This is a genomic window from Alsobacter sp., assembly GCF_059501845.1.
The window spans coordinates 52,100-77,990 of sequence record NZ_JCACDK010000014.1; the positions used below are offsets into that span (position 1 = coordinate 52,100).

The following is a 25,891-nucleotide window of genomic DNA, read 5'->3' on the forward strand; positions in this document are numbered from 1 at the left end:
GGGAGGGATCATGAGCGGACTGGGCGGGCTCAACAAATCAGACAACGGCGTCGTCATCGGCCTCGTGCAGCTGCAACTGCCGACCGTCGCGACACCGTCGGACCTCGCGGCGCAGACGCAGCGCATCGTGGAGATGGTCGGCAAGGCACGGCGCAACATGCCGACGATGGACCTCGTCGTCTTCCCCGAATACGCGCTGCACGGCCTGTCCATGGACACCAACCCCGCCATCATGTGCCGCCTGGACGGGCCGGAGGTGACGGCTTTCAAGACGGCCTGCCGCGACAATCGCATCTGGGGCTGCTTCTCCATCATGGAGCTGAACCCCGGCGGCAACCCGTACAATTCCGGCCTCGTCATCGACGACACGGGCGAGCTGAAGCTCTACTACCGCAAGCTCCACCCCTGGGTGCCCGTCGAGCCCTGGGAGCCCGGCGACCTCGGCATCCCGGTCATCGAGGGGCCGAAGGGTTGCAAGCTCGCGCTCATCATCTGCCATGATGGCATGTTCCCGGAGATGGCGCGCGAATGCGCCTACAAGGGGGCCGAGATCATGCTGCGCACGGCCGGATACACCGCGCCGATCCGCGACGCCTGGCGCTTCACCAACCAGGCGAACTCCTTCTGCAATCTCATGGTCACCGCCAATGTCTGCATGTGCGGGTCGGACGGCACGTTCGACAGCATGGGCGAGGGCATGATCGTGAATTTCGACGGCACGGTCATGGCGCACGGCACGTCCGGCCGGGCCGACGAGATCATCACCGCCGAGGTGCGGCCCGACCTCGTGCGCGAGGCGCGCGCCGGATGGGGGGTGGAGAACAACATCTACCAGCTCGGCCATCGCGGCTTCACGGCGGTGCAGGGCGGGGCGGGCGACTGCCCCTACACCTTCATGACCGACCTGGCTGCGGGCCGCTACCGCCTGCCCTGGGAGGACGAGGTGAAGGTGACCGACGGCACCTCCTGCGGCTTTCCCGCTCCCACCCGACGCTACGGCGAGACCCTTCCCCAGGCGGCGGAGTGACCATGGCCACGATCCCCGGCGATCCCTACCCCTGGCCGTGGAACGGCGACCTGCGGCCGGCGAACACGGCGCTGATCGTCATCGACATGCAGACCGACTTCTGCGGCAAGGGCGGCTATGTCGACACGATGGGCTACGACCTGTCGCTCACCCGCGCGCCCATCGAGCCCATCTCGCGCGTGCTCGCGGCCATGCGCGGCAAGGGTTTCACCATCATCCACACCCGTGAGGGGCACCGGCCGGATCTTGCCGACCTGCCGGCCAATAAGCGCTGGCGCTCGCAGCGCATCGGCGCCGGCATCGGCGATCCCGGGCCATGCGGGAAAATTCTTGTCCGTGGCGAGCCGGGCTGGGAGATCATCCCCGAGCTGGCGCCGATACCCGGCGAAATCGTGATCGACAAGCCCGGCAAGGGCTCCTTCTGCGCCACCGACCTCGACATGATCCTGCGCCAGAAGAGCATCGCCAACATCGTGCTGACCGGCATCACCACCGACGTCTGCGTGCATACGACGATGCGCGAGGCCAACGACCGCGGCTACGAGTGCCTGCTGCTGGAGGATTGCTGCGGCGCCACCGACCGCGGCAACCACCTCGCCGCGATCAAGATGGTCAAGATGCAGGGCGGCGTCTTCGGCACCGTGTCGAACTCCGTCCAGCTGATCGAGAGCCTGCCGTGAGGAGGACGCCATGAGCGCCGCGCTTTCCGCCCCTGCCCCGGGGCGCGCCATCGGCCTGGAGACGATCGGCATCGGCAAGGTCTTCAGGCCGCTCGTGGCGCTCGACGACGTCTCGATCAAGGTGCCCGCCGGCACGTTCCATGCGCTGCTCGGCGAAAACGGCGCGGGCAAGTCCACCCTCGTCAAATGCATCATGGGCTTCTACCAGCCGGATTCCGGCTCGGTCCTCGTCGACGGGCAGCAGATCCAGGTGCGCAACCCGCGCGAGGCGCGGGCGCGCGGCATCGGCATGGTCTACCAGCACTTCACCCTGGTGCCCTCGCTCACCGGCGCGGAGAACCTCGTCATCTCGCGCCTCGACGTGCCGTCCGTGATCGACTGGTCTTCCGAGAAGAAGCGCCTCGACGGGTTCCTGCAGCGCATGCCGTTCCAGGTGCCGCTCGACGTGCCGGTGCACCATCTCTCGGCCGGCGAGAAGCAGAAGCTGGAGATCCTGAAGCAGCTCTATCTCGACCAGAAGTTCCTCATCCTCGACGAGCCTACCTCCGTGCTGACCCCCGGCGAAGCGGACGAGATGCTGGGTCTCGTGCGCGGGATGACAGAGCGGGGCGAGATCACCGTGCTGATGATCAGCCACAAGTTCCGCGAAGTGACAGCGTTCGCCGACGACGTGACCGTGCTCCGGCGCGGACGGCAGGCGGGCAGCGGCCGGGTCACCGACCTGAGCCATTCCGACATGGCGCGGATGATGATCGGAGACACGCCGGTGCGGGCCCGCGCCGAGCGCAAGCCCATGGGCCAGCAGCCTATCGCCCTGGAACTCGCGGGGATCTTCGCCGACGACGACGAGGGCCTGCCCTCGGTGTCCGCGGTGAGCCTCAAGGTCCATGCAGGCGAGATCGTCGGCATCGCCGGAGTGTCCGGCAACGGGCAGTCGGAGCTGATGGAGATCCTTTCGGGACAGCGCGAGCCGACGAGCGGGCGCATCTTCATCAACGACCAGCCCTTCGAGCCCGTGCGCGACGCCATGGCGAAGTTCAAGGTCTTCGGCCTTCCCGAGGAACCCCTGAAGAACGCCACGGTGCCCACCATGTCCGTGGCCGAGAACATCGCGTTCCGCTCCTTCGACAAACCGCCGATCTCGCTCGGCTGGTGGCTCCGACCCGGGCCGATGCGGACCAAGGCGCGCGAGCTCATCGCCCGCTACCGCGTCAAGACGCCCTCGACCGAGACGCCGATCGCCAATCTTTCAGGCGGCAACGTCCAGCGGGCGGTGCTCGCGCGCGAACTGTCGGGGGATGTGGACGTCCTCATCGTCGCCAATCCCTGCTTCGGGCTCGACTTCGCCTCCGTCGCGGAGATCCGCTCGCAGATCATGGAGCAGCGCAACCGCGGCGCGGCCGTGCTGCTCGTCTCGGAGGATCTCGACGAGATCCTGGAGCTGTCCGACCGCGTGGCGGTGATGTCGGGCGGCACGATCACCTATGTCGCGCCGATCGGCCAGACGGATCGCCAGACCATCGGTGCTGCCATGGCGGGGCACTGAGATGACGATCGCTGTTCCAGCCGCTCCCTATCCGTTCCAGCTCGATTCCGAGCGGGTGGCGCTGATCGTCATCGACATGCAGCGCGACTTCGTCGAGCCCGGCGGCTTCGGCGAGGCTCTGGGCAACGACGTGTCGCGGCTTGGCGCGATCGTGCCCACCGTCGGCGCGCTGATCGGGCTTTTCCGCCGCAAGGGCTGGCATGTCGTGCACACGCGGGAGTCTCACATGCCCGACCTGTCCGACTGCCCGCCCGCCAAGCGCAGCCGGGGCGACGCGCCCCAGCGCATCGGCGACTCCGGGCCGATGGGCCGCCTGCTGATCCGCGGCGAGCCCGGGAACCAGATCCTCGAAGCGCTTGCGCCTGTGGAGGGCGAGACCGTCATCGACAAGCCCGGCAAGGGCGCCTTCTACGCGACGGAGCTGGGCTCGATCCTGAAGAACCGCGGCATCACGCAGCTGGTCTTTGCCGGCGTGACCACGGAAGTCTGCGTGCAGACGACGATGCGCGAAGCCAATGACCGCGGCTATGAGTGCCTGCTCGTGGAGGACGCCACCGAGAGTTACTTCCCCGAGTTCAAGTCCGCGACCATCGCCATGGTGACCGCGCAAGGCGGCATCGTCGGCTGGGCCACGCCCTTCGCGGTGCTGGACGGGGCCGTCTCGTGACCGAACCGGCGCCGGACTCCACGGACGCGTTCATCGAGGCCGCCGCCGCCGCGCTCGGGCTGCCGCTGGAGCCGGAATACCGGCCGGGCGTGCGGCAGAACTGGGACACTGTCACTCGCATGGCGAAGCTGGTGCTCGAGGCCGGGATGGATGAGCGGGAGGAGCCCGCCCCCGTGTACCGGCCGTGAGCGGCTTCGACCCCATCCGGGCCGGCGCCGCCGCAACGGCGGCCGAGGTCCGCGCCGGGCGGGTGAGCGCCGTCGCGATCGCAAAGGCCCATCTCGCCAGGATCGACGCGCTCGACACGGCGCTCGGCGCCTATACCGCCGTCACGCGCGAGCGCGCCCTGGCCGAGGCCGCGGCAGTGGACGCCAGGGTCGCGCGCGGCGAGGACCCAGGCCCGCTGGCTGGCGTGACCTACGCCGTCAAAAACCTGTTCGATCTCGCGGGCCTGCCCACGCTGGCCGGATCGAGGATCAACCGCGCGAACCCTTCCGCTGGCGAGGACGCCACGCTGGTAGCGCGGCTGGAGGCCGCAGGCGCCGTGTGCCTCGGCGCGCTCAACATGGGCGAGTACGCCTACGACTTCACCGGCGAGAACGCCCATGACGGGCGCTCGGCCAATCCGCACGATCCCGCCCACATGTCGGGCGGCTCCTCGGGCGGTTCCGGCACCGCCATCGCGGCCGGACTGGCCACGCTCTCGCTGGGGTCGGACACCAACGGCTCCATCCGTGTGCCCTCGTCCCTGTGCGGCATCTTCGGGCTGAAGCCGACCTATGGCCGCCTGTCGCGCGGCGGCAGCTTCCCCTTCGTGTCGAGCCTCGACCATCTCGGCCCCTTCGCCCGGAGCGTCGAGGATCTGGCGCTCGCCTACGACGTGATGCAGGGGCCAGACTCGCGAGACCCTGCCTGCACGCCCGCGGAAATCGAACCCACGCTGCCCGAACTGGCCAAGGGCACGCGGGGACTGCGCGTCGCGGTGGCGGGGGGATGGTTCGCGCGCGGCGGCATGCCCGAGGCGTTCGAGGCGGTGACGCGGGTCGCCATCGCGCTGGACGCCACCCGCATGGTCGACGTCCCGGGCGCGGACAGGGCCCGCGCCTCGGCCTTCATCATCACGGCAAGCGAGGGTGCCGCGCTGCATCGAGAGCGGCTGATCCGGCGAGCGGGCGACTTCGACCCCGCCGTGCGCGACCGGCTGATCGCGGGATCGATGATCCCCGCCGCCTGGGTGACGCAGGCGCAGAAGTTCAGGCGCGTGTTCCGCGAGACGATGCTGCGCATCTTCGAGGAGACCGACATCCTGCTCGCGCCCGCCACGCCCTGCCGTGCCCCCCGGGCCGGGCAGGCCACCATGGTGCTCGACGGCGTCGAGATGCCGGTCCGGCCGAACCTCGGCATCTACACGCAGCCCATCTCCTTCGTCGGCCTGCCCGTGGTCGCCGTGCCGGTGTGGACAAGCGGCGAGCACCTGCCGATCGGCGTCCAGGTCATTGCCCCGCCATGGCGCGAGGACCTGGCGCTGCGCGTGGCGTATCAGCTGGAGCGCGAGGGGGTCTGCCGGGCGCCGGTGGCCGGATGAAGCCGCCCCACCTCTGTCATCCCCGGCGTGCCGCGGGACGGCACGGGAGTAAGCAGTCTGCCCCTACTTCGCACCGCCCCGGTCCAGCCGCTCTCGTAGCGCCCTGAGGAACGGGATGCCCTCATACTGGTCGGGCTGGACCACGTCCCAGGCGACGCCCGTCGGGCGGGCGTGGCGGGTGCGTGTTTCGAATGCCTCGCGCTCGGTAACGACCCAGTCGAGCGGGCTGTCATGGAGGAGCATCGGGATCTCGTCGTCGGCGACGACCTGCGACGAGTGGACCGTGGTCACGACCGGCGTCGCCGGCGTCACCGTCCCGACTTCGCGGAAGATGCCGAGCTCGAGGTCGGCGAAGCCGCCGCCCTTGCCGGTGCGCCCTCCGGCCCGGGTGGCCGCCACCGTGCCGACGACCACGAGGTCGATGGCCTCCATCTCCTCGAACTCGACCGGCTCGCCATGCTCGACGGCGCCCTGGGACGTGGCGGCCAGCTCGAATGTGATCCCGTTTGCGTCCAGCCGTTCCGGCACGAGCCGGACGAAGGGGAAGCTGCGTACGAGTTCCGGCACGGGTGCCAGCACGGTCTTGCCGTCATAGAGCGCGCGCAAGCGCACCGGGATCTGCGGCGGATCCGGATTGCACTTCACGACCCTCGCACGCTGCCAGACGTCGAGCCGGGACAGCAGCCGAGCCGCCTCGTCCGCGCCGGAGAAGTTGGGAATGCGGCTGTGGGCGGGGCCGACGGCCATTCCATCCCTCACCAGCCCGTTCCAGATGCGGGTGCGCAGCGCGTCCTTGTCCCCGTTGCGACCTGCCCATCGCGCACTGTCGGACATGCGTGCCCTCCCCTTTTCCCAACGGCGCCAATGAAGCAAGAAGCGAGCCTGCGGCACGCACCTTGCTGGATGTGCCGGAGGAGGACCCATGCAGATCAACGACCCCGACACGCTGGCCGAGATGGAGGCCGCCTTCCGCCGCTATGAGACGGCGCTCGTGACGAACGACGTGGAGACGCTCGACGCCCTGTTCTGGCCCTCCGAGCACACGCTGCGCTACGGCGCCGCCGAGAACCTCTACGGCTATTCGGAGATCGCCGCCTTTCGCGCGGCCCGCTCGCCTGCGGGGCTTGCGCGCACGCTGTCGCGGACGGTCATCACGACCTTCGGGCGCGACTTCGCCACGGCCAACACGCTGTTCCACCGCGAGACCATGCCCGGCAAGGTCGGACGTCAGAGCCAGAGCTGGGCCCGCATGCCCGAGGGCTGGCGGATCGTTGCCGCGCATGTGAGCGTCATCCAGGAGACGTGACGGACCGCGGGTCTTCAGACCCGCATTGGTGCGACCGAAAGCGCGTCTGAAGACGCGCGGTCCTGGTCATCCCCTGACCACGATGGACGGAGTGCCTGGATCCCGGTTCTTCGCTTCACTACGGCCGGGATGACACTGGAAGTTGCTTCTGTGGGGAAGAGCAACCTCAAGTCACATCTCACGCAAATCCCTGCCCGCATCACCTTGCGGCAGAATCGCTTTTGCCCATCCCGGCTTTCTTCAACTCGGCCCTTGCCACCACCCTCATGTGCACCTCGTCCGGGCCGTCGATGAAGCGCAGCGCGCGGCCCCACGTCCAGAGGTAGGCGAGCGGGGTGTCGTTGGTGAGGCCCATGGCGCCGAAGACCTGCATGGCGCGGTCCGTGACCCGCGTCTGCAGCTGGGCGGCGACGACCTTGATGGCCGAGACCTGGACGCGCGCGGCCTTGTTGCCCTCGCGGTCCATCAGCCAGGCGGCGTGAAGGCACAGCAGGCGGGCCTGGTCGATCTCCATGCGGCTGCGGGCGATGTCGTCCTGGATGTTGGCATAGTCGGCGAGCGGCCGGCCGAAGGCGACCCGCTCCTGCACGCGCTTCAGCATGAGCTCCAGCGCCAGCTCGCACTGGCCGATGGTGCGCATGCAGTGGTGGATGCGTCCTGGCCCCAGCCGTGCCTGGGCGATAGCAAAGCCGGCGCCCTCCTCTCCCAGCAGGTTGGAGACGGGCACGCGGACATCCTCGAACACGACCTCGCAATGCCCCTCGGGCGCGAGGTGGTTCATGATCGGCGTATTGCGGACGACGCGGAAGCCCGGCGTGTCCATCGGCACCAGGATGAAGCTCTGCCGGCGGTGCTTCGGCGCCTCAGGTGAATCGTCGGTCACGCCCAGGACGATCAGCACCTGCGCTCGCGGGTGCAGCGCGCCGGTGTTGAACCATTTCCGGCCGTTGATGACGTAGTGATCCCCCTCGCGGCGGATGGAGGTGCGCAGGTTCGTTGGATCCGACGACGCGACTTCCGGCTCGGTGATCGAGACGACCGAGCGGATGCGCCCCTCCATCAGGGGCGTCAGCCAGAGTTGCTTCTGCTCCGGCGTGCCGAAGAGGTGCAGCACCTCCATGTTGCCGGTATCTGGCGCGCTGCAGTTGAAGACCTCGGACGCCCAGGGGATCCGGCCCATGATTTCGGCGAGCGGCGCATACTCGACATTGCTCAGCCGGGTGCCCGGCTCGTCGTCGCGAAGGCCGGGCAGGAACAGATTCCACAGCCCGAGGGCGCGGGCTTTCTCCTTCAGGCCGTCGAGAAGGTCGAGCGGATAGCGGCCGGCCTCGACCTCGGCCTGGAACGCGGCATCTGCGGGCAGGACATGCTCGTCCATGAAGGCGAGGAGCGTCTGGCGCAGCTCCTGCACCTTCGGCGAATACGCGAAATCCATTCCGTCATCTCCCGTCAGCCCGCCGCATCCACCAGTTCCGCCGCCCGCCGGGCCAGCACCGCCGCAAGGCGGCCCACCTCGCCGGCGTTGTCCGACGCCGCGTTCCCCGCCCGCGCCCGGCCCGCGATGCCGGCGAAGATCGCGGCATTCCGGAAGAGGGCAAAGACAGCATGGAACGCTTCCGGCCGCTGCCCCTCCCCCACCGCGGCGAGATAGGCGTCGCGGAATGTCGCCTCGTCCGGCAGTCCGAGCGCCGCGAGGTCGAGCCCCAGCGTCCCGCCATATTCGTCCGGCCGCATGCGATAGGAGTAGGTGCAGAAATGGGCGAGGTCCGCCAGTGGCGCGCCCAGCGTCGAAAGCTCCCAGTCGAGCACCGCCACGACGCGCGGCTCGGCCGGGTGGAGCATGAGGTTGCCCATGCGGTAATCGCCATGGACGATGCGGGCCGGCCCCGTCTCCTGCGGGATGTTGGCCTCGAGCCAGGTCCAGACGCGGGCGATGTCGTCGTTGGGTGCGGCGTCGGCCAGTTCCCACTGCTTGCGCCAGCGCGCGACCTGGCGGGCGAAGTACCCCTCCGGACGGCCGAAATCCGCAAGGCCGATCGCGGCGGGGTCGATCCGGTGCAGTGCCGCGAGCGTGCGCGCCGCGTCGAGGGTGACGTCCTGCCGCTCGCGGGGCGTCAGTCCCGGCAGCGCGGCGTCGTGGAACACCCGGCCGTGCACGCGCTCCATCACGTAGAACGCCGTGCCTGCAAGCTCCTCTCCCTCATGCATGAGGAGCGGCTCCGGCACCGGGAAGCCGGCCCCGTGCAGCGCCTTCATCACCCGGTACTCACGGTCCACCGCATGGGCGGAGGGAAGCAGCGGACCCGGTGGCCGCTTGCGCAGCACGACCTCCTCCGCCCCGAAGGCGACGACGTAGGTGGGGTTGGACTGTCCCCCCGTGATCGGGTGCAGCTGCATCGTTGCCGCGGACAGGCCGAGTTCGCTCCGCAACGCCTCCTCGAGAGGACGGAGATCGAAGCCCGCGGGAAAGCCGGGAACGGAGCCGGGTGGGACGCTCATGGGTCATCTGAGCCCCGGCGCGCGCCGGGAACAAGAGGAAGCATCGCGGGCTCCTTGGCGCACCGGAGAGAGGAACCGCATGGCCAACCGACGCCGCGTCAGTTTTCAGCTGGCCGGCGTTGCAGCCGAATCGCTTTTCTTCACCCATCCGCGTCATCGCGAGGACGACTGCGACGAAGCAACAGGCCTGATGGATTGCTCCGCTTCGCTCGCTAAGACGGTGAGTGGAGCTCAGTCGTGATGGAAAACCTCTTCCATCTGGGCCCACCACTCGCCGGGCTTGCGCGTCTCCAGCGGGTTCTGCATGGGCCCGCAGATCTTCCACCAGTCCTGCGTCTTGGGATCGGCGGCGATAAGGGCGGAATCCGCCTCGAAATCGGTGCCGTGATATTCCCAGTAGGCGAACATCACGTTCTCCGGCTCCTTCAGGAAGATCGAGTAGTTGCGGATGTTGGCGCGCGAGATGGTCGCCAGCACCTCGGGCCACACGGCCGCGTGCAGGCGCTTGTATTCGGGGATGGCCTCCTTCTTCAGGCCGATGACGTGACCCATTCTCTGCATTGCTCGTCCTCCCGTTGCCGGCAGGGCCGGCACGATCTCGTTGTCCCGTCAGGCTAGCAGTGCCCGCAGCGATTTCGAACCGCCGTTCCGGAATACAGGCAAAAAAGCGGCGGGCCCGCTATCGCGCCCCAAACTGCCATCGTAGGTTGTGCCCGAGACCGTCAACATTCCCCGAGGTGCTTGATGCGCGTCAGGCTGGTCGCCGTCGTCGTCCTTGTCCTGCTGGCCCTTGGCGGGCTCTATTTGTTCCAGCAAAGGCGCGAACAGGCCATCAAGACGGCCCTGGCGAACCAGGCGCGCCCGCCGATTCCCGTCGAGGCCGTCGCCGCCGAGAAGACGGACGTGCCGCGCCGGCTGGACGGCATCGGCAGCCTCTACGCCATCGACCAGGTGACGATCGCCCCGCAGGTCCCCGGCCAGGTCGCCCAGATCTATTTCGAGAGCGGCGACACCGTCGAGAAGGGAGCCCGCCTCGTCCAGCTCAACGACGCCATCGAAAGGGCCGACCTCGCCAGCTTCAACGCGCAGGCGAAGCTCGCCGCCTCCACCCTGTCGCGGACGGCCTCGCTGGCGGCCCGTGACTTCGCGGCGCAGCAGACGGTCGACCAGAACCAGTCCGCGCTCGACCAGGCCAATGCCGGCATCGCCCGCGCCCAGGCGGTCATCGACCAGAAGATCATCAGCGCGCCCTTCGGCGGCGTGCTCGGCATCCGCCAGATCGATCCCGGCCAGTATGTCAGCGCGGGAACCACCATCGTCTCGCTCACCGACCTCGACCGGTTGCAGGTCGATTTCACACTGCCGGAGCAGCAGCGCTGGCAGATCCTCGTGGGCCAGGACCTGGAAATCCGGAGCGACGCCTACCCCGACAGGGTCTTCAAGGCGACGCTCAACGCCATCGAGCCTCAGATCAACCAGGATACCCGAACCGTGGACGTGCAGGGCCGCCTCGACAACAAGGACAGGCAGCTGACGCCCGGCATGTTCGTACGGGTCTCCGTCATCCTCCCTCCCGTGAAGGACACGGTGGTCGTGCCCCAGACCGCCATCGACGCCAGCCTCTACGGCGACAGCGTCTACCTGCTGAAGCCCGGCAAGGAGGGCCGGTACACGGTCGAGCAGGCAGCGGTCAAAACCGGCGTGCGCTTCGGCGACAAGGTCGAGGTTCGCTCGGGGCTGAAGGAGGGCGACCTGGTCGTCTCCTCCGGGCAGGTGCGGATCGATCCGGGAGCCGAGGTGACGATCCTCAAGGACCGCCTGCTGAAGACGCCCGCCACGCCTCCCCTGAACTGAGGCCGCCGCGATGCGCTTCACCGACATCTTCGTCAAGCGGCCGATCCTCGCCCTCGTCATCAACGCGCTGGTGCTCCTGATCGGGCTGCGTGCGCTCTACGGGCTGCCGGTGCGCCAGTACCCTGCCCTGTCCACCACGGTCATCACGGTGTCGACGAGCTATCCCGGCGCCACCGCCGAGCTGATGCAAGGCTTCATCACGCAGCCGCTGCAGCAGGCGGTCGCGACGGCGGAGGGCGTCGACTACATCACTTCGAGCTCGACGCTCGGACAGAGCACCATCACCGCCAACATCCGTCTGAACTACGACCCCAACGCCGCGATGACCGACGTCATGGCGAAGGTGCAGCAGGTCCGCTACCTGATGCCGGAAGGCGCCAACGACCCGGTGATCACGAAGTCGACGGGCTCGGAGACGGCGGTCCTCTACATCGGCTTCTCCAGCCCGGACCTCTCGCTTTCCGCCATCTCGGACTACCTCACCCGCGTCGTCCAGCCGCTGCTGGTCACCGTCGAAGGCGTATCGGCAGCCGACGTCGTGGGTGCGCAGAGCTTCGCCATGCGCGTCTGGCTGGATCCCGCCCGCATGGCGGGACTCGACGTCACGGCGGCCGAGGTCGCAGCGGCGCTCAAGGCGAACAATTACCAGACCGCGCCCGGACAGCAGAAAGGCTACTTCACCGCGACGAACCTCAGCGCCAACACCGACCTCTCGGACGTCGAGGGTTTCGAGAACCTCGTCGTTCGCGCCAAGGACGGCGCCCTGGTGCGGCTCAGGGATGTCGCCGACGTGCAGCTTGGGCCGCAGAGCTCGGACCAGATCGTCGCCATCAACGGCCTCAACGCCGTCTTCGTCGCCATCCAGGTGACGCCGACAGCCAACCCGCTCACGACCGTCCAGGGCGTGAAGGACCGCCTGCCCGCGCTGTCGCGCACGCTACCCCCGGGCGTGAAGATGGACGTGGTCTACGACGCCACGCTGTTCATCTCGGCCTCGATCGAGGACGTGGTGAAAACCCTGGCCGAGGCGGCCCTCGTCGTGGTCGTGGTGATCTTCCTCTTCCTGGGCTCGCTCAGGGCGGTGCTGATCCCGCTCGTCACCATTCCGCTGTCGCTGATCGGCGTCGGCGTCTTCATGGTGATGTTCGGCTTCAGCATCAACCTGCTCACCCTGCTAGCGATGGTGCTCGCCATCGGGTTGGTGGTCGACGACGCCATCGTCGTGGTCGAGAACGTCGTTCGCCACATCGAGGAGGGCAAGACGCCGTTGCAGGCGGCCCTCATCGGCGCCCGCGAGATTGCCGGGCCGGTGATCGTGATGACCATCACGCTCGCCGCCGTCTACGCGCCGATCGGCTTCATGGGCGGGCTCACCGGCTCGCTTTTCCGCGAGTTTGCGCTGACGCTTGCCGGGTCGGTCGTCATCTCGGGCTTCGTCGCGCTGACCCTCTCGCCGATGATGTGCGCGGGCATTCTCTCCCGGTCCATGCTGGAGGGCCGCTTCGCGCAGGCGGTGAACCGGACCCTGACGCGCGTCGAGACCGGGTATGAGCGCTGGCTGGGCGGCTCGCTGAATGAGCGGCCGGTGACGCTCGTCTTCGCCATGGGCGTGCTACTGGCGCTGGGCTTCATGTACGTCAACACGACCTCCGAGCTCGCTCCCCAGGAAGACCAGGGGATCGTCTTCGGCGTGGTGAAAGGCCCTCCCTACGCCAACATCGACTATATGGACGCCTACCGGAAGGCCATCGACGAGGCCCTGGTGCTGGACGAGACACACACGCGGTTCATCATCATCGGCCAGCCGACCGTCAACCAGGGCTTCGTCGGCGACGTGCTCAAGCCGTGGGACGAGCGCAAGCGGACGGCGGACGTGATCCAGCCCGAGCTCCAGGGCAGGCTGGGCGGGATCCCGGGCCTGCAGATCTTCATGTTCTCTCCTCCGGCGCTGCCGGGCTCCACCGGCGGCCTCCCGGTGCAAATGGCGGTCTATTCGACGTCGGGATATCCGGTCGTCTACCAGGTCATGGAGAAGGTGAAGAAGGCCGCGCGCGACAGCGGCATGTTCGTCGTCGTCGACAGCGACCTCGCCTTCGACACCGCCGTCCTCTCCATCGACATCGACCGGTCGAAAGCCAACGAGCTCGGCGTCACCATGCAGAGCGTCGGCGACACGCTGGCCCTGCTGCTCGGGGGGAACTACGTCAACCGCTTCAACCTGGAGGGGCGCTCCTACCAGGTGATCCCGCAGACCCCACGCGGCGCGAGGCTGAACCCAGAGGACATCCTGCAGTTCTACGTGCGGACGGCGAGCGGCAAGCAGATCCCGCTCTCCACGATCGCCAAGGTGCACCGCACCACCGACCCCAACGCGCTGAGCCAGTACAACCAGCTGAACTCCGCCACCTTCCAGGCCGTACCCGCGCCGGGCGTCAGCATGGGCGATGCCGTGGCGTTCCTGAACGGCGTCGCGGACAAGGAGCTTCCGGCGGGATTCAGCAGCACCTACCTCGGCGATTCCCGGCAGTATGTGCAGGAGGGCAACCGCCTTGCTTACACGTTCGGCTTCGCCCTGATCGTCATCTTTCTCGTTCTCGCCGCCCAGTTCGAGAGCCTGCGCGATCCGTTCGTCATCCTGATCAGCGTGCCCATGGCCATTTCGGGCGCGATGGTGCCCCTGTTCCTCGGCGTGGCGACGCTGAACATCTACTCGCAGGTCGGGCTGGTGACGCTCATCGGCCTCATCTCGAAGCACGGGATCCTGATGGTCTCCTTCGCCAACGAGCTTCAGGCCGCCGAGGGGCTGGATCGGGTGGCTGCGATCCGCAAGGCCGCGCGGATCAGGCTGAGGCCCATCCTGATGACGACGGCCGCCATGGTCGTGGGCCTCATTCCGATGGTCCTTGCGACAGGAGCCGGGGCGGGCAGCCGCTTCGCGATCGGCATCGTCATCGTCTTCGGCCTGCTGGTCGGCACGCTTTTCACGCTGTTCGTCTTGCCGGCCGTGTACACGCTTCTCGCCGCCGACCACCGGACCGCCGCATCGGCCGAGCGTGACAAGGAGATCGCAGCCGTATCCTGAGCGGCGGCTGCGCCTTTCCGCCGCGGTCGGGATCGATCGCAGCTCGCGCGTTCCACGGAACCTCGCGCCCCATCCGCCGTTGCCGTTCCACCTCGGGCGTAGCGGGTGGTTCATGCAGAACGCGGTCGACGATGGCGCGGACTGGCGCACTGAGCTGGAGCGCGGCGCGGACGAAGCGCCATGCCGCGTCGATGTCCTCAGAGCCAGGCAGCCCGGGCGCGGGCGCGACGCCACGACACCCGTCGATATTCCCGCCGAGGGCTGGAAGGATGTCGCCTGGCGCATGGTGCTAGCCTTCTCCTCCAACCGCATCATCGCCATGTCCGGCGGCGTGGCATTCTTCGCGCTGCTGGCGATTTTTCCCGCCATCGCGACCGTCGTGTCGCTCTACGGCCTGTTCGCAAACGCCCAGATCGTGCTCGAGCACCTCGACCTGCTGTCCGGCATTCTGCCGGCGGGTATTCTCCAGATGGTGCGCGATCAGGTCCTTCTGGTCGCGGGCAAGAGCAACAACTCGCTCGGCCTCGCCTTCCTCACCGGTTTCGGCATCGCGCTGTGGAGCGCGAACTCGGGCGTGAGCGCGCTCTTCGACGCGCTGAACGTCATCTACGGGGAGAAGGAAAAGCGCAGCTTCGTGAAGTTCTACGCGACGACGCTGGTCGTCACGTTCGGGGCCGTCGTGTTCGTTGTGCTGGCCCTGGCGGCCGTCGTCTTACTTCCCATCGTGTTGAGCTTCATGGGCCTCAACACGCCGGCGGAGAAGATCTTGATGGTGGCACGCTGGCCGGTGCTTCTCGTCTTCGTCGCTGCGGCCCTGTCCACCATTTACCGGCTCGGCCCGAGCCGCCGGGAGGCCAAGTGGCACTGGGTGACACTGGGCAGCGCCGCCGCGGCCCTGCTCTGGGTGGGAGCCTCGATGCTCTTCTCCTGGTATGTCACCGCCTTCGACAGCTACAACCGCATTTACGGCTCGCTCGGCGCGGCGGTTGGCTTCATGACGTGGACCTGGATCTCGGCCATGATCGTGCTGCTCGGCGCGCTGCTGAACGCCGAACTGGAGCACCAGACGGCGCACGACACCACCGACGGCCCGCCCAAGCCGCTGGGCCATCGCGGCGCGACCATGGCCGACCATGTCGGGGCGGCCGCCGACGAACTGTAGGATCCTGAGCCTTTCCGCCGGGCCGGCTTGCGGGGTAGCCGCCTGGACCGCGGCCAGATTCGCGCTCATTCCGGTCGTGAGGGGCACGCCGGCGGGAAGATGATCGCCGCTTGCCTTTGCTTCGGCTTTCCCGTCACCTGAGCCGACGCCGACCGAGGCCCCCGTGAGCGACGCCGCCGTCCGTTCTCCTCATCCTGCGCCGCCCTGGACGCCGCCTCTCGCGGAGCCGGTTCCGCGCGACCTCTGCACGGATTGCGGGATCTCCCGCACGCCGGAGGCAAGGCGTTGCGGCAAGGCGTGCCAGTTTATCCGGCCGGACTACCCGGCCATGGAGAGCAGGGTGCACGGCCGCACCCGCGATCCCGGGCGGCCGGACGAGATGCATTTCGGCCCGTTCCGCCGGATGGTCAGGGCCTCGCTCGCCCCCGCCCTGCCGGACGCGCAGTGGACCGGCATCGCGACCCGCATCGGCGAGCGGCTGCTCGAAACAGGCGCGGTCGACGCGGTGCTGACCATGGCTCCCGACCCGGAGGACCGCTGGCGTCCCGTGCCGGTCCTCGTCACCCGGCCTCAGGACATGGCGGGGTGCCGGGGCATGCGGATGGGCTATGCGCCCCTGCTTGCGCTGCTGGAACCCGCCAAGGCCGCAGGCTACCGCCGCCTCGCGGTCATCGGCATCCCCTGCCAGGTCTATGCGCTGCGCGCGCTGGAGGAGGAGCTGGGCTTCGACCGGCTCTACGTCGTCGGCACGCCCTGCTCCGACAACACCACGACGGAGCGCTTCCACGAATTCCTGGCGCTGCTCGCCGAGGACCCCGACAGCATCACCTATCTCGAGTTCCGCGCCGACTTCCACGTCGAGCTGCGCTTTGCCGATGGCCGGCACAAGGACATTTCGTTCCTGCAACTGCCCATCTCGAAGCTGCCGCCGGACTTCTTTCCCCTCACCTGCCGCACCTGCGTCGACTACACCAACGTTCTCGCCGACATCACCGTCGGCTACATGGGCGGCGAGGGCCAGCAATGGCTTCTGGTGCGCAACGAACGCGGCGAGGAGCTCCTGAACCTGCTCGGGGACGAGGTGCGCCTCAGCGAGCCGGGCTCTGGCGGCAAGCGTCAGGGCCCGGTGAAGGGGTTCCTCGCCAATGTCGAGCGGGCCGCCGGCGGCCTGCCCCTGCGCCGCATGCCGGAGTTCCTGCGGCCGATCGTCGGCTGGCTCATGCCGCGGATCGGTCCGCGCGGACTGGAATTCGCCCGCGCCCGGGTCGAGATGAAGGCGGTCGAGACCATCGTGCACCTGCGCCGCGAGCGGAAGCGGCGCATGAAGAGCATGATCCCGGCCCATGTCTGGGCGCTGGCTAAGCCCTACGGCCTTGCGCCGTCGGCAGAAGAGCACGCCTCGCCCGGCAGTGGACAGGACACGGCGCCGCTTTGACCTGCGCAGCCCCGGCGGGCTAGACACCCGGCCCGGCTGTCGGCCGGAATCGGGGGCACGGAGGCGTTATGAAGGTCTCGATCGAGCAGCGCATCGCCGGCGAGCTGAACTGCGCCGAGCGGCAGGTCAAGGCGGCCGTGGATCTTCTCGACGGGGGCGCCACCGTCCCCTTCGTCGCCCGCTACCGCAAGGAGGCGACGGGCGGGCTGGATGATGCCCAGCTGCGCCTCCTGGAGGAGCGGCTGCGCTACCTCCGCGAGCTGGAGGACCGGCGCAAGGCGATCCTCGACTCCGTGCGGGAGCAGGGAAAGCTGACCCCGGCGCTGGAGGCGCAGATCACCGAGGCCGACAACAAGGCCCGGCTGGAAGACATCTACCTTCCCTTCAAGCCCAAGCGCCGCACGAAGGCGCAGATCGCGCGGGAAGCCGGGCTTGAGCCGCTCGCGGAAAGGCTGCTGTCCGACCCGCGCCTCGACCCCTCCGCCGAAGCCGCCGGCTTCGTGAACGCGGAAAAGGGCGTGGCCACCGCGGCCGAAGCTCTAGACGGCGCCAAGGCCATCCTCGTCGAGCGCTTGTCCGAGGATGCCACGCTGATCGGCCGCCTGCGCGAGGATGTCTGGAAGGCGGGAAAGATCGTCTCCGCCGTTCGCGACGGCAAGCAGGCCGAGGGCGCCAAGTTCTCGGACTATTTCGACTTCTCCGAGCCGCTGGCGAAGCTGCCGTCGCACCGCATCCTCGCGCTCTTCCGGGGTGAGAAGGAGGAGGTTCTCGACGTCCGCATCGACACCGGGGAGCCAGGGGCTTCCGCCGGGACGCGGGTGCCGGGGCCCTACGAGCTCGCGATCGCCCACCGCTTCCAGATCGCCGACCGGGGCAGGCCCGCCGATTCCTGGCTTCTGGAGGTGGTGCGCTGGGCATGGCGCACGCGCATCCAGACCCATATCGGCCTCGATCTGCGCATGCGGCTCTGGCAGCACGCCGAAGACGAAGCGGTCCGCATTTTCGCCGGCAACCTCCGCGACCTGCTGCTGGCTGCCCCCGCCGGGACACGGCCCACCATGGGGCTCGACCCCGGCTTCCGGACGGGCGTGAAGGTCGCCGTCGTGGATGCGACGGGGAAGGTGGTCGACACCGGGGTGATCTATCCGCACGAACCGCAGCGGCGTTGGGACGAGGCGGTCGCCGCGCTGGCGGCGATGGCGGCCCGCCACAAGGTCGAGCTGATCGCCATCGGCAACGGCACGGCGTCGCGCGAGACGGACAAACTCGCGGCGGAGCTGATGACCCGGCACCCTGCTCTGAAGCTGACGCGCATTGTCGTGTCCGAGGCGGGAGCCTCGGTCTACTCCGCCTCGGCCTATGCCTCGCAGGAACTGCCCGGCCTCGACGTGTCCCTGCGCGGGGCGGTGTCCATCGCGCGGCGGCTTCAGGATCCGTTGGCCGAGCTCGTGAAGATCGACCCGCGCTCGATCGGCGTCGGCCAGTACCAGCACGATATCAGCGAGACCAAGCTGTCGCGCTCGCTCGACGCCGTGGTGGAGGACTGCGTGAACGGGGTGGGAGTCGACCTCAATACCGCGTCGGCGCCGCTGCTGGCCCGCGTCTCGGGCGTCGGCGAGACGCTGGCGCAGAACATCGTCGTCCACCGCGACGAGAATGGCCCGTTTCGCACGCGCGCAGCTCTGAAGAAGGTGCCGCGGCTCGGTCCGAAGGCTTTCGAGCAATGCGCGGGCTTTCTTCGAATCCCCGACGGAGACGACCCGCTCGACCGCTCCGGCGTCCACCCGGAAGCCTACCCCGTCGTGCGCCGCATCGTAGCCGCCGCCCGGACGGATCTGCGCCGCCTGATGGGCAACACGGACGTGCTGCGCGGCCTTTCGCCGAAGGACTTCGTCGACCAGAGCTTCGGCCTGCCGACGGTCACCGACATACTGAAGGAGCTGGAGAAGCCCGGCCGCGACCCCCGGCCGGCCTTCAAGACGGCGACCTTCATGGACGGCGTGGAGAAGATCTCGGATCTCCGTCCCGGCATGGTGCTGGAAGGGGTCGTCACCAACGTCGCGGCCTTTGGGGCCTTCGTCGATGTCGGCGTTCACCAGGACGGGCTGGTGCACATCTCGGCCATGTCGCGGACCTTCGTGAAGGATCCACGCGACGTTGCGAAGCCCGGCGACATCGTGAAGGTGAAGGTGCTGGAGGTGGACGTGCCGCGAAAGCGCATCGCCCTCACCATGCGCCTGGACGACGAGGCTGGCCAGGCGCGGCCCGTTGGACGCCCTCCGGAAGCCCGGCCCCAGTCCGCGAAGCCTGCACAGCCCGCCCGGCCGCAGCCGAGGGATGCAAAGCCTGCGGGAAACAATCCGTTCGCGGACGCTTTCCGAAAGGCCGGGATGACCGACAAGCGGAACCGCTAAGTGCCATCCCGGGCGCGACACAGCGCGTAGCAGTGCAGCGCAGACCCGGGATCCAGGATCACAACGGTCGGAGAGCCTGGATCCAGGCTCTCCGCTTCGCTAGGGCCGGGACGACAGCGAAACCGAATTGCGTCCGCCTAGGCCATCCCGAGCGCCTGCATGTAGAGCTCGAGGATCGCCTCTTCCTCTTGGCGCTCCGCGTGGTCCTTCTTGCGGATCTTCAGGATTGTGCGCACGGCCTTCACGTCGAAGCCGCGGCCCTTGAGTTCAGCCATCACGTCCTTGATGTCGCCGGCGATCGCCGCCTTCTCTTCCTCGAGACGCTCGATGCGCTCGATGAACTGTTTCAGCTCCTCGGCGGCGACGCCGCTGGACGCTGCGTCGGCGGTGGAAGGCAGGGCTTGGGCGCTCATGGGCTGATCCTCGTCTGGAGACCGCACGACCGGCCGGCCGCCGGACGAATCCGGGCAGCGGTGTGACCCGTTCGCGGGCCGGGGTCAAGCCACGCGAGCCAGCTCCGGCGCGAGCTGTGGAAGACCTGTGATCACCGTCAGGCGCCGCCCTGCGACGGCGCCTTGTCGTCGAAGGCAAGGCGGTGCCGGCTCGTCGTCCGGGTAGGATGCCGCTGGGCTACGTGCTGGGCCGGGTCGGCCAGCAAAGGCCGCAGGATGCGGGCCAGCCTCTCGCCCCAGGCCTGCGCATCGCCGTCGGCCGCGATCAGGTCCTGGCGCACCTCGATGAGTGCGTTGGAGAGGCCGAGCACCGTGGCGTGCCGGTACACCGTGTCACCCGCGAGCGCGCCGTCATAAGGCTCGTTGTCGCCGACCACGAGATCTCCCTCCGCCTCCAGAGCGCGGATTAGCGGCCGGGGCAGGCGGGGATCACTGTCCCACAGCACGGCGACGTGCCAGGGCCTGGGCACACCCTTCCAGAACGGCGTGAAGGAGTGGATGGAGACGAGAACCGGCGGAACGCCGCTCGCGAGCCCTGCGGCGACCGCTTCCCCCACCGCTCGGTCATATGGCCGGTAGAAGCGGGCCAGGCGGCGTTCCACCTCCGCGTAGTCGGCCCGGGCATTGCCGGGCACGACCGCGCCGTCGGAGAGCTTCATCACCAGCGTGGGATCGTCCTGGCCCCGGTTGGGGTCGACGACGAGGCGGGAGAAGGTGCTGAGGACGGCGGGCGCGCCGAGCGCGCGGGCGAGGGTCCGCGTCACCCCGGCGGCTCCGATGTCATAGGCGATGTGCCGCTCCAGCTGCGCGGCGGGCAGGCCCAGGGAGGCCAGATCGTCCGGAATGGCGTTGGAGGCGTGGTCGCAGATGACGATGACCCCGCATGCGGGGTCGCCCTCCACCCGTTCGACCGGCGCCTCGGGCCAGGCGATCGACGCGGGGGAAGGATTTTGCGGCATGGGAGGAATGCAGTCCGGGGAGCCGGGAGAGGATGACGGCGCGCGCGCCATGTCCTAGAGCATGCCACGCGAAGGGTGACTTGCCACAGCTTCGCGCGCAGGTCGACTGCGCTCCTCCGTTCCGGTCCAGCCCGCCGCATGAGCGTCGACGCCACCTCCCCCGCCAAAGGCGTGCGCCGCGCCGATACGTTGGCTCTCGTCGCGCTTCTTGCGGGCGCCTTCGCGATGGGCATATCGCCCATTCTCGTGAAGATCGCGTCGCATGACGGCGTCGGCCCGTTCGCCTCGGCCTTCTGGCGCTGCATCCTCGGCCTGCCCGTGCTCTTCGTCTGGGCGCGGCTGGAGGATCGCGGCCGGGCCGGCGGGCCCCGGCCCACCTTCACCAAGGCGGCCCTCATCTCGGGCCTGCTCTTCGGCGGCGACCTGCTCTTCTGGCACATCTCCATCGTGAACACGACGGTGGCCAACGCCACCTTCTTCGCGACGACAGCGCCGATCTGGGTCGTGCTCGTCTCCTGGCTTCAGTATCGCAAGAAGATCCGTGCTGCCGTCATCGCTGGGCTCGGCCTGTGCGTGCTGGGCGGCTTCGCGCTGGTCGGCAATTCGATGCAGGTCGACCCGTCCCGCATTCGGGGCGACCTCTACGGGCTGGTCACGGCTGTCTTCTTCGGTTTGTTCTTCTTTGCGGTCGGGAATGCGCGCAAGTTCGCGGGAGCCGGCCGGGTGACGCTCGGCATGTCGGTCGTCGCAGCCGTCATCGTGCTGACCGCGGCGCTGATCGCGGGCGACCGTTTCCTTCCCGCGACGTCGTCCGGCCTCGCCGCCCTGGTCGGCATCGGCGTCATCTCACATGCGGGCGGCCAGGGCCTGCTCGCGGTCGCGCTGGGACGGCTCCCGACCATCTTCTCGTCGCTTGTGATCTTCCTCGAATCGATCGCGGCCGCGGTCATCGCCTGGCTGGTTCTGGGTGAGGCACTGACGCTGGTGCAGGCCTTGGGCGGCGCTCTGATCCTCGCCGGTGTGTGGGTGGCGAGGCCGCGGCAGCAGGACGACTGAAGGCGCGCTCAGGGAAAACACCTGTGCCGCGTCCGCCACGCGCGCCCGGGATCCGGTTCGCGTCGCCGCCTCCGGTTGACAGTGCCGCCGCGTTCTCGCCATATCGCGCCGTTTTGCGGCGGCGGAAGCGTGTCCGGGCCGCTCATTGCTTGCGGAACCATGCGAAAGCCCCTGCCCCCGCTGCTAGCTCTCGCCGGTGCCGCCCTGCTCTCCCTTCCGGGGGTGGCCCGGGCGGATTTGCGCCTGTGCAACCTCACGTCGAGCCGGGTCAGCGTTGCGCTCGGCTACCGTGACGCTCAGGGCTGGATGTCCGAGGGCTGGTGGAATTTGCGCCCCAGCGAGTGCGAGACCATGCTGAAGGGCGCCCTGGCGGCGCGCTTCTATTACGTCTACGCCGTCGACGGCCAGGGTGGCGGCGAGTGGGGCGGAAAAACCTTCATGTGCACGAGGGACAAGGAGTTCACGATCCGCGGGATCGAGGATTGCTTCGCCCGCGGATTCGACCGCTCCGGCTTCTTCGAGGTCGACACCGGAGAGCAGAAGAGCTGGACAGTCCAATTGACCGACAATGCCCGCCCGGCCCCGCGCACCCCGTGATGGCCAGCCGTTTTCCCCGTTTGTCCGAGAGGTCACCATGAGACGCCACCGCCGTGTGAAGATCCTGGCGACCCTCGGGCCGGCTTCGTCCGACCGCGAAACGATCGCGAAGCTGTTTCAGGCCGGCGCGGATGTCTTCCGCATCAATATGTCTCATTCGACCCACGATTCGATGCGCGAGCGGATCGCCACGATCCGCGACGTCGAGCGGGAGTTCGGTCGCCCCATCGGCATTCTGTGCGACCTGCAGGGGCCGAAGCTCCGCGTCGGCGAATTCAAGGACGGGCCGGTGCTGCTCGAGAAGGGCGCGACCTTCGTCCTTGATTCGAACAAGGCACCGGGCGACGGGACCCGCGTGCAGCTCCCCCATCCCGAAATTCTGCAGAACCTGGAGCCCGGTCACGACATTCTGATCGACGACGGCAAGGTGCGCCTGACCGTGCTCGAAGCGAGCCCCAAGCGGGCCGTCACGAAGGTCGTGGTCGCCGGCAAGATCTCGAACCGCAAGGGCGTGAGCCTGCCCCACACCACGATCCCGGTCTCGGCGATGACGCCGAAGGATCGTTCGGACCTCGAGGCCGCGCTGGAAGCTGGAATCGACTGGGTCGCGCTGTCCTTCGTTCAGCGCCCCGAGGATGTGGCCGAGGTGCGCAAGACCGCCCGCGGGCGCGCCCTCGTCATGTCCAAGATCGAGAAGCCGCAGGCGATCGCCCGGCTCGACGAGATTCTGGAGATTTCCGATGCGCTGATGGTGGCGCGTGGCGACCTCGGCGTGGAGATGCCGCTGGAGAAGGTGCCCGGCCTGCAGAAGCGCATCACGCGCGCGGCCCGCCGCCTCGGCAAACCGGTCGTGGTCGCCACGCAGATGCTGGAATCGATGATCACCTCGCCGGTGCCGACGCGTGCCGAGGTGTCGGACGTTGCGACGGCGGTGTTCGAGGGCGCGGACGCCGTCATGCTGTCGGCCGAGTCGGCGTCAGGGCAGTACCCCCTGGAAGCGGTGACGACGATGAACCGCATCGCCGAGGAGGTGGAGGGCGACCCGCTCTTCCGCACGATCATCAATGCCCAGCGCGCGACGCCGGAGGCTACTGGAGCGGACGCCATCGCCGTCGCCGCCCGCGACGTCGCCGAGACGCTGGACCTGAAGGCCATCGTGGCGTGGACGGCATCGGGCGCCACCGGCCTGCGCATCGCCCGTGAGCGGCCGCAGCCGCCGATCCTCGCGCTCACCCCCAATGTCCTGACCGCCCGCCGCCTCGCCCTCGCCTGGGGCGTGCACGCCGTCGTGACGGACGATGCCCGCGACGTGGACGACATGGCCGACCGCGCCTGCCGCACCACTGCGCTCGAAGGTTTCGCGCGCCCCGGCCAGCGGGTCATCATCGTCGCCGGCGTTCCCTTCGGCACGCCGGGCGCCACCAACATGGTCCGTATCGCCTTCGTGGGACCGGAGGGGCAGCAGCCCTAAGGGGCATGGCCGCGTCAGTGACGTCTTTGCGAGGAGCGCGGCGACGAGCCGGCTCTCGCTTCACCCGGCCTTGCTGACCGCCGAGATTGCGTCTTTGTCTCCGGCGGCTCGCGCTGCGGCGATGACGGCCTCGATCTCGTCGAGCACCACGTCCCGCGCCGCGTGATGGGGCATGTGCCCTCCCCCCGGCAGCAGCACGAGCCTGGCGCCCGGGACCTGCCGTGCAAAGGCGCGCGCGTGCAGGTCCGGGGAGACGGTCGTGTCCGACAGGCCGTGGATCACCGACACGGGAGCGGTGATCTCGCCATACCGGTGCTGCTGGTCGCGTACACCGTGGATCAACTCGACCACGTCCTGGGCATTGGCGAGGAATTCGGCCGGCCGGAGCACGAGCCGGGCGCCGGAGCGTTCGGCGTAGTCGTCCGGCGCGGGATCGGGCGCGAACACCGAGCGGACGGCGCCGTCCAGCATCACTGACCCCACCGGCACGGCGACGGCCCGGTTGAAGAGCCAGCCAGCCCAGGATGACGCGGCCGGCGTGTAGTACCACGTCACGCCGCCAGGCCATTCATGGGTCACTGCCCCGAGCAGGACGAGGCCGCGCACGAGCGCGGGATCGTCGAGCGCCATGCGGGTGGCAACGGCACCGGCAAGTGAATGCGCGACGACGACGGCCCGCTCAACCCCCAGCTGTCGCAGCCCCTCCCGGATCAGCTGCGACTGGCGGGCCGCCGAGGCGGACTCCCGTCCCCCGGGCCGGTCGCTCCAGCCATGCCCCGGCCGGTCGAAGGAGAGCACGCGCCACGTTTCGGCGAGGGTCGAGCCGAGCGTGTTCGCCAGTTCCCGCGCATTCGCCGACGCGCCATGCAGCAGGACGATCGCGGGCGCGCCCGGCTCCGGCCCGTTTGGCGGCGCCAAATCGATGACGTGGAGCCGCCCACCCGCGACTGAAACGAACCGGCCCTGTGGCGGAAACTGCCGCGCTGCCTTGCGGGCCATGATGGCCGTGAGCCCGTATCCCGCCGCGAGAAGGATGGCGAGGATGGCGGCGATCAGGATGAGGGTCGACATGGCCGAAGGGGACCGCGGGGCTTCAGATGTCCCGGCCCTCGTATTCGGGGGCCATTTTCTCGACGGCCTCCTTGACCTCGGACAGCCAGGGATTGATGCCGAGGGCCTTCTTGTAAGCTTCGTAGGCGTGCTTGTCGTCGCCGGTGGCGGAGAAGATCGCGCCCATTCCCGCCAGGGCGGAGAAGTGGCGAGGCTCCAGCGAAAGCACCTCGCGCAGATCAGCCATCGACCGCGTGTAGTCGCCCATCATGAAGAACACCGTGGCCCGCTTGTTCCAGGCCTCGGCCCAGCCGGGCTGCAGCGCGATCACCCGGTCGAGGAGTTCGATGGCGAGCGGCTGGTCGTCGGACTGGAGGGCCTCGAGAGCCCGGGTGAGCAGAAGGTCGGCGGTGTCGCTGCCCGAACGCATCCAGCGCCGCTCGATGATACCGGCCACGCCCTTTGCCTCGTCCTCGTCCTTCGCGGCCGACAGGCGGGCGAAGAGATCGTCCAGGGTCGGCGGGCCCTTGCGGGGCGCCTCGGCCTGTTCGTCCTGCTGGGACTGGGCCGGCGGCGCAGGCGGGTCGTCCGGCGCGGAGAAGGCCGGCACCGTGCCGGCGTGCGCAGCGAGGAGCCCGAGGGCGGCGAGGACCGGTGTTGAGAGCCTCATCCAATGGATAGTAGGGCGGCGCCACCGGCTTGCCAAACCCGGTACGCTACACGACGCGGTGACCACGTGACGCAGCCGGTGACCCCGCCAACGAAAAGGGCGCCTTGCGGCGCCCTCCAAAGGCTTCGCCCTTGCGAGCGAATGTCAGCCCTGCCGCGCCTTGTAGCGCTTCTGGGTCTTGTTGATGATATAGACGCGGCCCTTGCGCCGGACGATCTGGTTGTCCCGGTGGCGGTCGCGCAGCGACTTGAGCGAGTTGCGGATCTTCATCGGACGGTCCCGTCTGTTCAAACGTCGCCGGAAGTCCGGCTGCGCAAAAAAGGTTCGTGGCGGCACGTCAAAAACGGCCGCCGCCCGGCCAGCCTTCTAGGTGTGTCCC

25 protein-coding genes are annotated in these 25,891 nt (G+C 68.6%); 16 read left to right on the forward strand and 9 right to left on the reverse strand.

All coding sequences use genetic code 11. The annotated features are described in order from the left end of the window. Nucleotides 1-10: 10 nt before the first annotated feature. From AC5JCN_RS11255 to AC5JCN_RS11280, 6 genes are read left to right on the forward strand one after another with little or no spacing between them, the layout of a single operon-like run. Nucleotides 11-1,027, forward strand: a complete 1,017-nt coding sequence (locus tag AC5JCN_RS11255) for a formamidase (protein WP_495755151.1) — start codon at nt 11-13, stop codon at nt 1,025-1,027. Nucleotides 1,028-1,029: 2 nt separating this feature from the next. Further along, entirely contained in the window at nt 1,030-1,707 is a 678-nt protein-coding gene (gene biuH, locus AC5JCN_RS11260) for a biuret amidohydrolase (RefSeq protein ID WP_495755152.1), read from the forward strand. Nucleotides 1,708-1,717: 10 nt separating this feature from the next. Continuing rightward, a complete protein-coding gene (locus AC5JCN_RS11265) occupies nt 1,718-3,253 on the forward strand; it encodes an ABC transporter ATP-binding protein (protein WP_495755153.1) in 1,536 nt (511 codons plus the stop codon). A gap of 1 nt (nt 3,254) precedes the next feature. After that, a complete protein-coding gene (locus tag AC5JCN_RS11270) occupies nt 3,255-3,920 on the forward strand; it encodes a cysteine hydrolase family protein (RefSeq protein ID WP_495755154.1) in 666 nt (221 codons plus the stop codon). After that, complete coding sequence (locus AC5JCN_RS11275) at nt 3,917-4,108, forward strand: DUF4089 domain-containing protein (protein ID WP_495755155.1); 192 nt, start codon at nt 3,917-3,919, stop codon at nt 4,106-4,108. Before AC5JCN_RS11270 ends, AC5JCN_RS11275 begins: the two co-directional genes overlap by 4 nt. Further along, nucleotides 4,105-5,505 (forward strand): AtzE family amidohydrolase, encoded by a 1,401-nt coding sequence (locus AC5JCN_RS11280; RefSeq protein ID WP_495755156.1) that lies wholly within the window; start codon nt 4,105-4,107, stop codon nt 5,503-5,505. The genes AC5JCN_RS11275 and AC5JCN_RS11280 overlap by 4 nt, the downstream gene beginning before the upstream one ends. 63 nt (nt 5,506-5,568) lie before the next feature. On the opposite strand, the gene AC5JCN_RS11285 is transcribed toward AC5JCN_RS11280, so the two are convergent. Next, nucleotides 5,569-6,339, reverse strand: coding sequence for a 5-formyltetrahydrofolate cyclo-ligase (locus tag AC5JCN_RS11285; RefSeq protein WP_495755157.1), 771 nt, complete (start codon nt 6,337-6,339; stop codon nt 5,569-5,571). Between the two features lie 88 nt (nt 6,340-6,427). Here AC5JCN_RS11285 and hpxZ point away from each other — a divergent pair, with 88 nt between their 5' ends. Next, on the forward strand, nt 6,428-6,811 hold the full coding sequence (hpxZ, locus tag AC5JCN_RS11290) for an oxalurate catabolism protein HpxZ (RefSeq protein ID WP_495755158.1): 384 nt from the start codon (nt 6,428-6,430) through the stop codon (nt 6,809-6,811). A 199-nt stretch (nt 6,812-7,010) separates the two neighbouring features. Here the strand turns inward: hpxZ and AC5JCN_RS11295 are convergent, their stop codons facing one another. After that, nucleotides 7,011-8,246: an acyl-CoA dehydrogenase family protein gene (locus AC5JCN_RS11295; protein WP_495755159.1), complete on the reverse strand. Its 1,236-nt coding sequence runs from the start codon at nt 8,244-8,246 to the stop codon at nt 7,011-7,013. Between the two features lie 14 nt (nt 8,247-8,260). After that, nucleotides 8,261-9,310, reverse strand: coding sequence for a phosphotransferase family protein (locus tag AC5JCN_RS11300; protein ID WP_495755160.1), 1,050 nt, complete (start codon nt 9,308-9,310; stop codon nt 8,261-8,263). Nucleotides 9,311-9,389: 79 nt separating this feature from the next. On the opposite strand from AC5JCN_RS11300, the gene AC5JCN_RS11305 reads away from it, so the two are divergent. After that, nucleotides 9,390-9,551, forward strand: coding sequence for a hypothetical protein (locus tag AC5JCN_RS11305; RefSeq protein ID WP_495755161.1), 162 nt, complete (start codon nt 9,390-9,392; stop codon nt 9,549-9,551). Here the strand turns inward: AC5JCN_RS11305 and AC5JCN_RS11310 are convergent. Continuing rightward, entirely contained in the window at nt 9,542-9,871 is a 330-nt protein-coding gene (locus tag AC5JCN_RS11310) for an L-rhamnose mutarotase (RefSeq protein ID WP_495755162.1), read from the reverse strand. The two genes, AC5JCN_RS11305 and AC5JCN_RS11310, sit on opposite strands and share 10 nt — an antisense overlap. 183 nt (nt 9,872-10,054) lie before the next feature. Here AC5JCN_RS11310 and AC5JCN_RS11315 point away from each other — a divergent pair, with 183 nt between their 5' ends. The 5 genes from AC5JCN_RS11315 to AC5JCN_RS11335 all read left to right on the forward strand — a co-directional run bounded on the left by AC5JCN_RS11315 (nt 10,055) and on the right by AC5JCN_RS11335 (nt 19,257). Further along, entirely contained in the window at nt 10,055-11,164 is a 1,110-nt protein-coding gene (locus tag AC5JCN_RS11315) for an efflux RND transporter periplasmic adaptor subunit (RefSeq protein ID WP_495755163.1), read from the forward strand. 10 nt (nt 11,165-11,174) lie between these two features. Further along, nucleotides 11,175-14,246 (forward strand): multidrug efflux RND transporter permease subunit, encoded by a 3,072-nt coding sequence (locus AC5JCN_RS11320; protein WP_495755164.1) that lies wholly within the window; start codon nt 11,175-11,177, stop codon nt 14,244-14,246. 112 nt (nt 14,247-14,358) lie between these two features. Next, on the forward strand, nt 14,359-15,408 hold the full coding sequence (locus AC5JCN_RS11325) for a YihY/virulence factor BrkB family protein (protein ID WP_495755165.1): 1,050 nt from the start codon (nt 14,359-14,361) through the stop codon (nt 15,406-15,408). 163 nt (nt 15,409-15,571) lie between these two features. Further along, nucleotides 15,572-16,843, forward strand: coding sequence for a Coenzyme F420 hydrogenase/dehydrogenase, beta subunit C-terminal domain (locus AC5JCN_RS11330; protein WP_495755166.1), 1,272 nt, complete (start codon nt 15,572-15,574; stop codon nt 16,841-16,843). 68 nt (nt 16,844-16,911) lie between these two features. After that, nucleotides 16,912-19,257 (forward strand): Tex family protein, encoded by a 2,346-nt coding sequence (locus tag AC5JCN_RS11335; protein WP_495755167.1) that lies wholly within the window; start codon nt 16,912-16,914, stop codon nt 19,255-19,257. A gap of 137 nt (nt 19,258-19,394) precedes the next feature. On the opposite strand, the gene AC5JCN_RS11340 is transcribed toward AC5JCN_RS11335, so the two are convergent. Both AC5JCN_RS11340 and AC5JCN_RS11345 read right to left on the reverse strand, forming a co-directional pair. Next, nucleotides 19,395-19,670: a DUF2312 domain-containing protein gene (locus AC5JCN_RS11340; protein WP_495755168.1), complete on the reverse strand. Its 276-nt coding sequence runs from the start codon at nt 19,668-19,670 to the stop codon at nt 19,395-19,397. A 137-nt stretch (nt 19,671-19,807) separates the two neighbouring features. Beyond that, entirely contained in the window at nt 19,808-20,668 is an 861-nt protein-coding gene (locus tag AC5JCN_RS11345) for an N-formylglutamate amidohydrolase (protein ID WP_495755169.1), read from the reverse strand. Between the two features lie 138 nt (nt 20,669-20,806). Between AC5JCN_RS11345 and AC5JCN_RS11350 the strand changes: the two genes are divergently transcribed. The 3 genes from AC5JCN_RS11350 to pyk all read left to right on the forward strand — a co-directional run bounded on the left by AC5JCN_RS11350 (nt 20,807) and on the right by pyk (nt 23,792). Continuing rightward, complete coding sequence (locus tag AC5JCN_RS11350) at nt 20,807-21,724, forward strand: DMT family transporter (RefSeq protein WP_495755170.1); 918 nt, start codon at nt 20,807-20,809, stop codon at nt 21,722-21,724. Nucleotides 21,725-21,883: 159 nt separating this feature from the next. Beyond that, nucleotides 21,884-22,321, forward strand: coding sequence for a DUF1036 domain-containing protein (locus tag AC5JCN_RS11355; RefSeq protein ID WP_495755171.1), 438 nt, complete (start codon nt 21,884-21,886; stop codon nt 22,319-22,321). Between the two features lie 37 nt (nt 22,322-22,358). Beyond that, nucleotides 22,359-23,792 carry a pyruvate kinase gene (gene pyk, locus AC5JCN_RS11360; protein ID WP_495755172.1) on the forward strand — a complete coding sequence of 478 codons (1,434 nt, stop codon included), beginning with the start codon at nt 22,359-22,361 and terminating at the stop codon, nt 23,790-23,792. A gap of 60 nt (nt 23,793-23,852) precedes the next feature. Here the strand turns inward: pyk and AC5JCN_RS11365 are convergent, their stop codons facing one another. The 3 genes from AC5JCN_RS11365 to ykgO all read right to left on the reverse strand — a co-directional run bounded on the left by AC5JCN_RS11365 (nt 23,853) and on the right by ykgO (nt 25,782). Then, nucleotides 23,853-24,863, reverse strand: a complete 1,011-nt coding sequence (locus AC5JCN_RS11365) for an alpha/beta fold hydrolase (protein WP_495755173.1) — start codon at nt 24,861-24,863, stop codon at nt 23,853-23,855. A gap of 22 nt (nt 24,864-24,885) precedes the next feature. Continuing rightward, on the reverse strand, nt 24,886-25,512 hold the full coding sequence (locus AC5JCN_RS11370; RefSeq protein WP_495755174.1) for a tetratricopeptide repeat protein: 627 nt from the start codon (nt 25,510-25,512) through the stop codon (nt 24,886-24,888). 144 nt (nt 25,513-25,656) lie between these two features. Further along, complete coding sequence (gene ykgO / locus AC5JCN_RS11375) at nt 25,657-25,782, reverse strand: type B 50S ribosomal protein L36 (RefSeq protein WP_495755175.1); 126 nt, start codon at nt 25,780-25,782, stop codon at nt 25,657-25,659. Nucleotides 25,783-25,891: the final 109 nt, after the last annotated feature.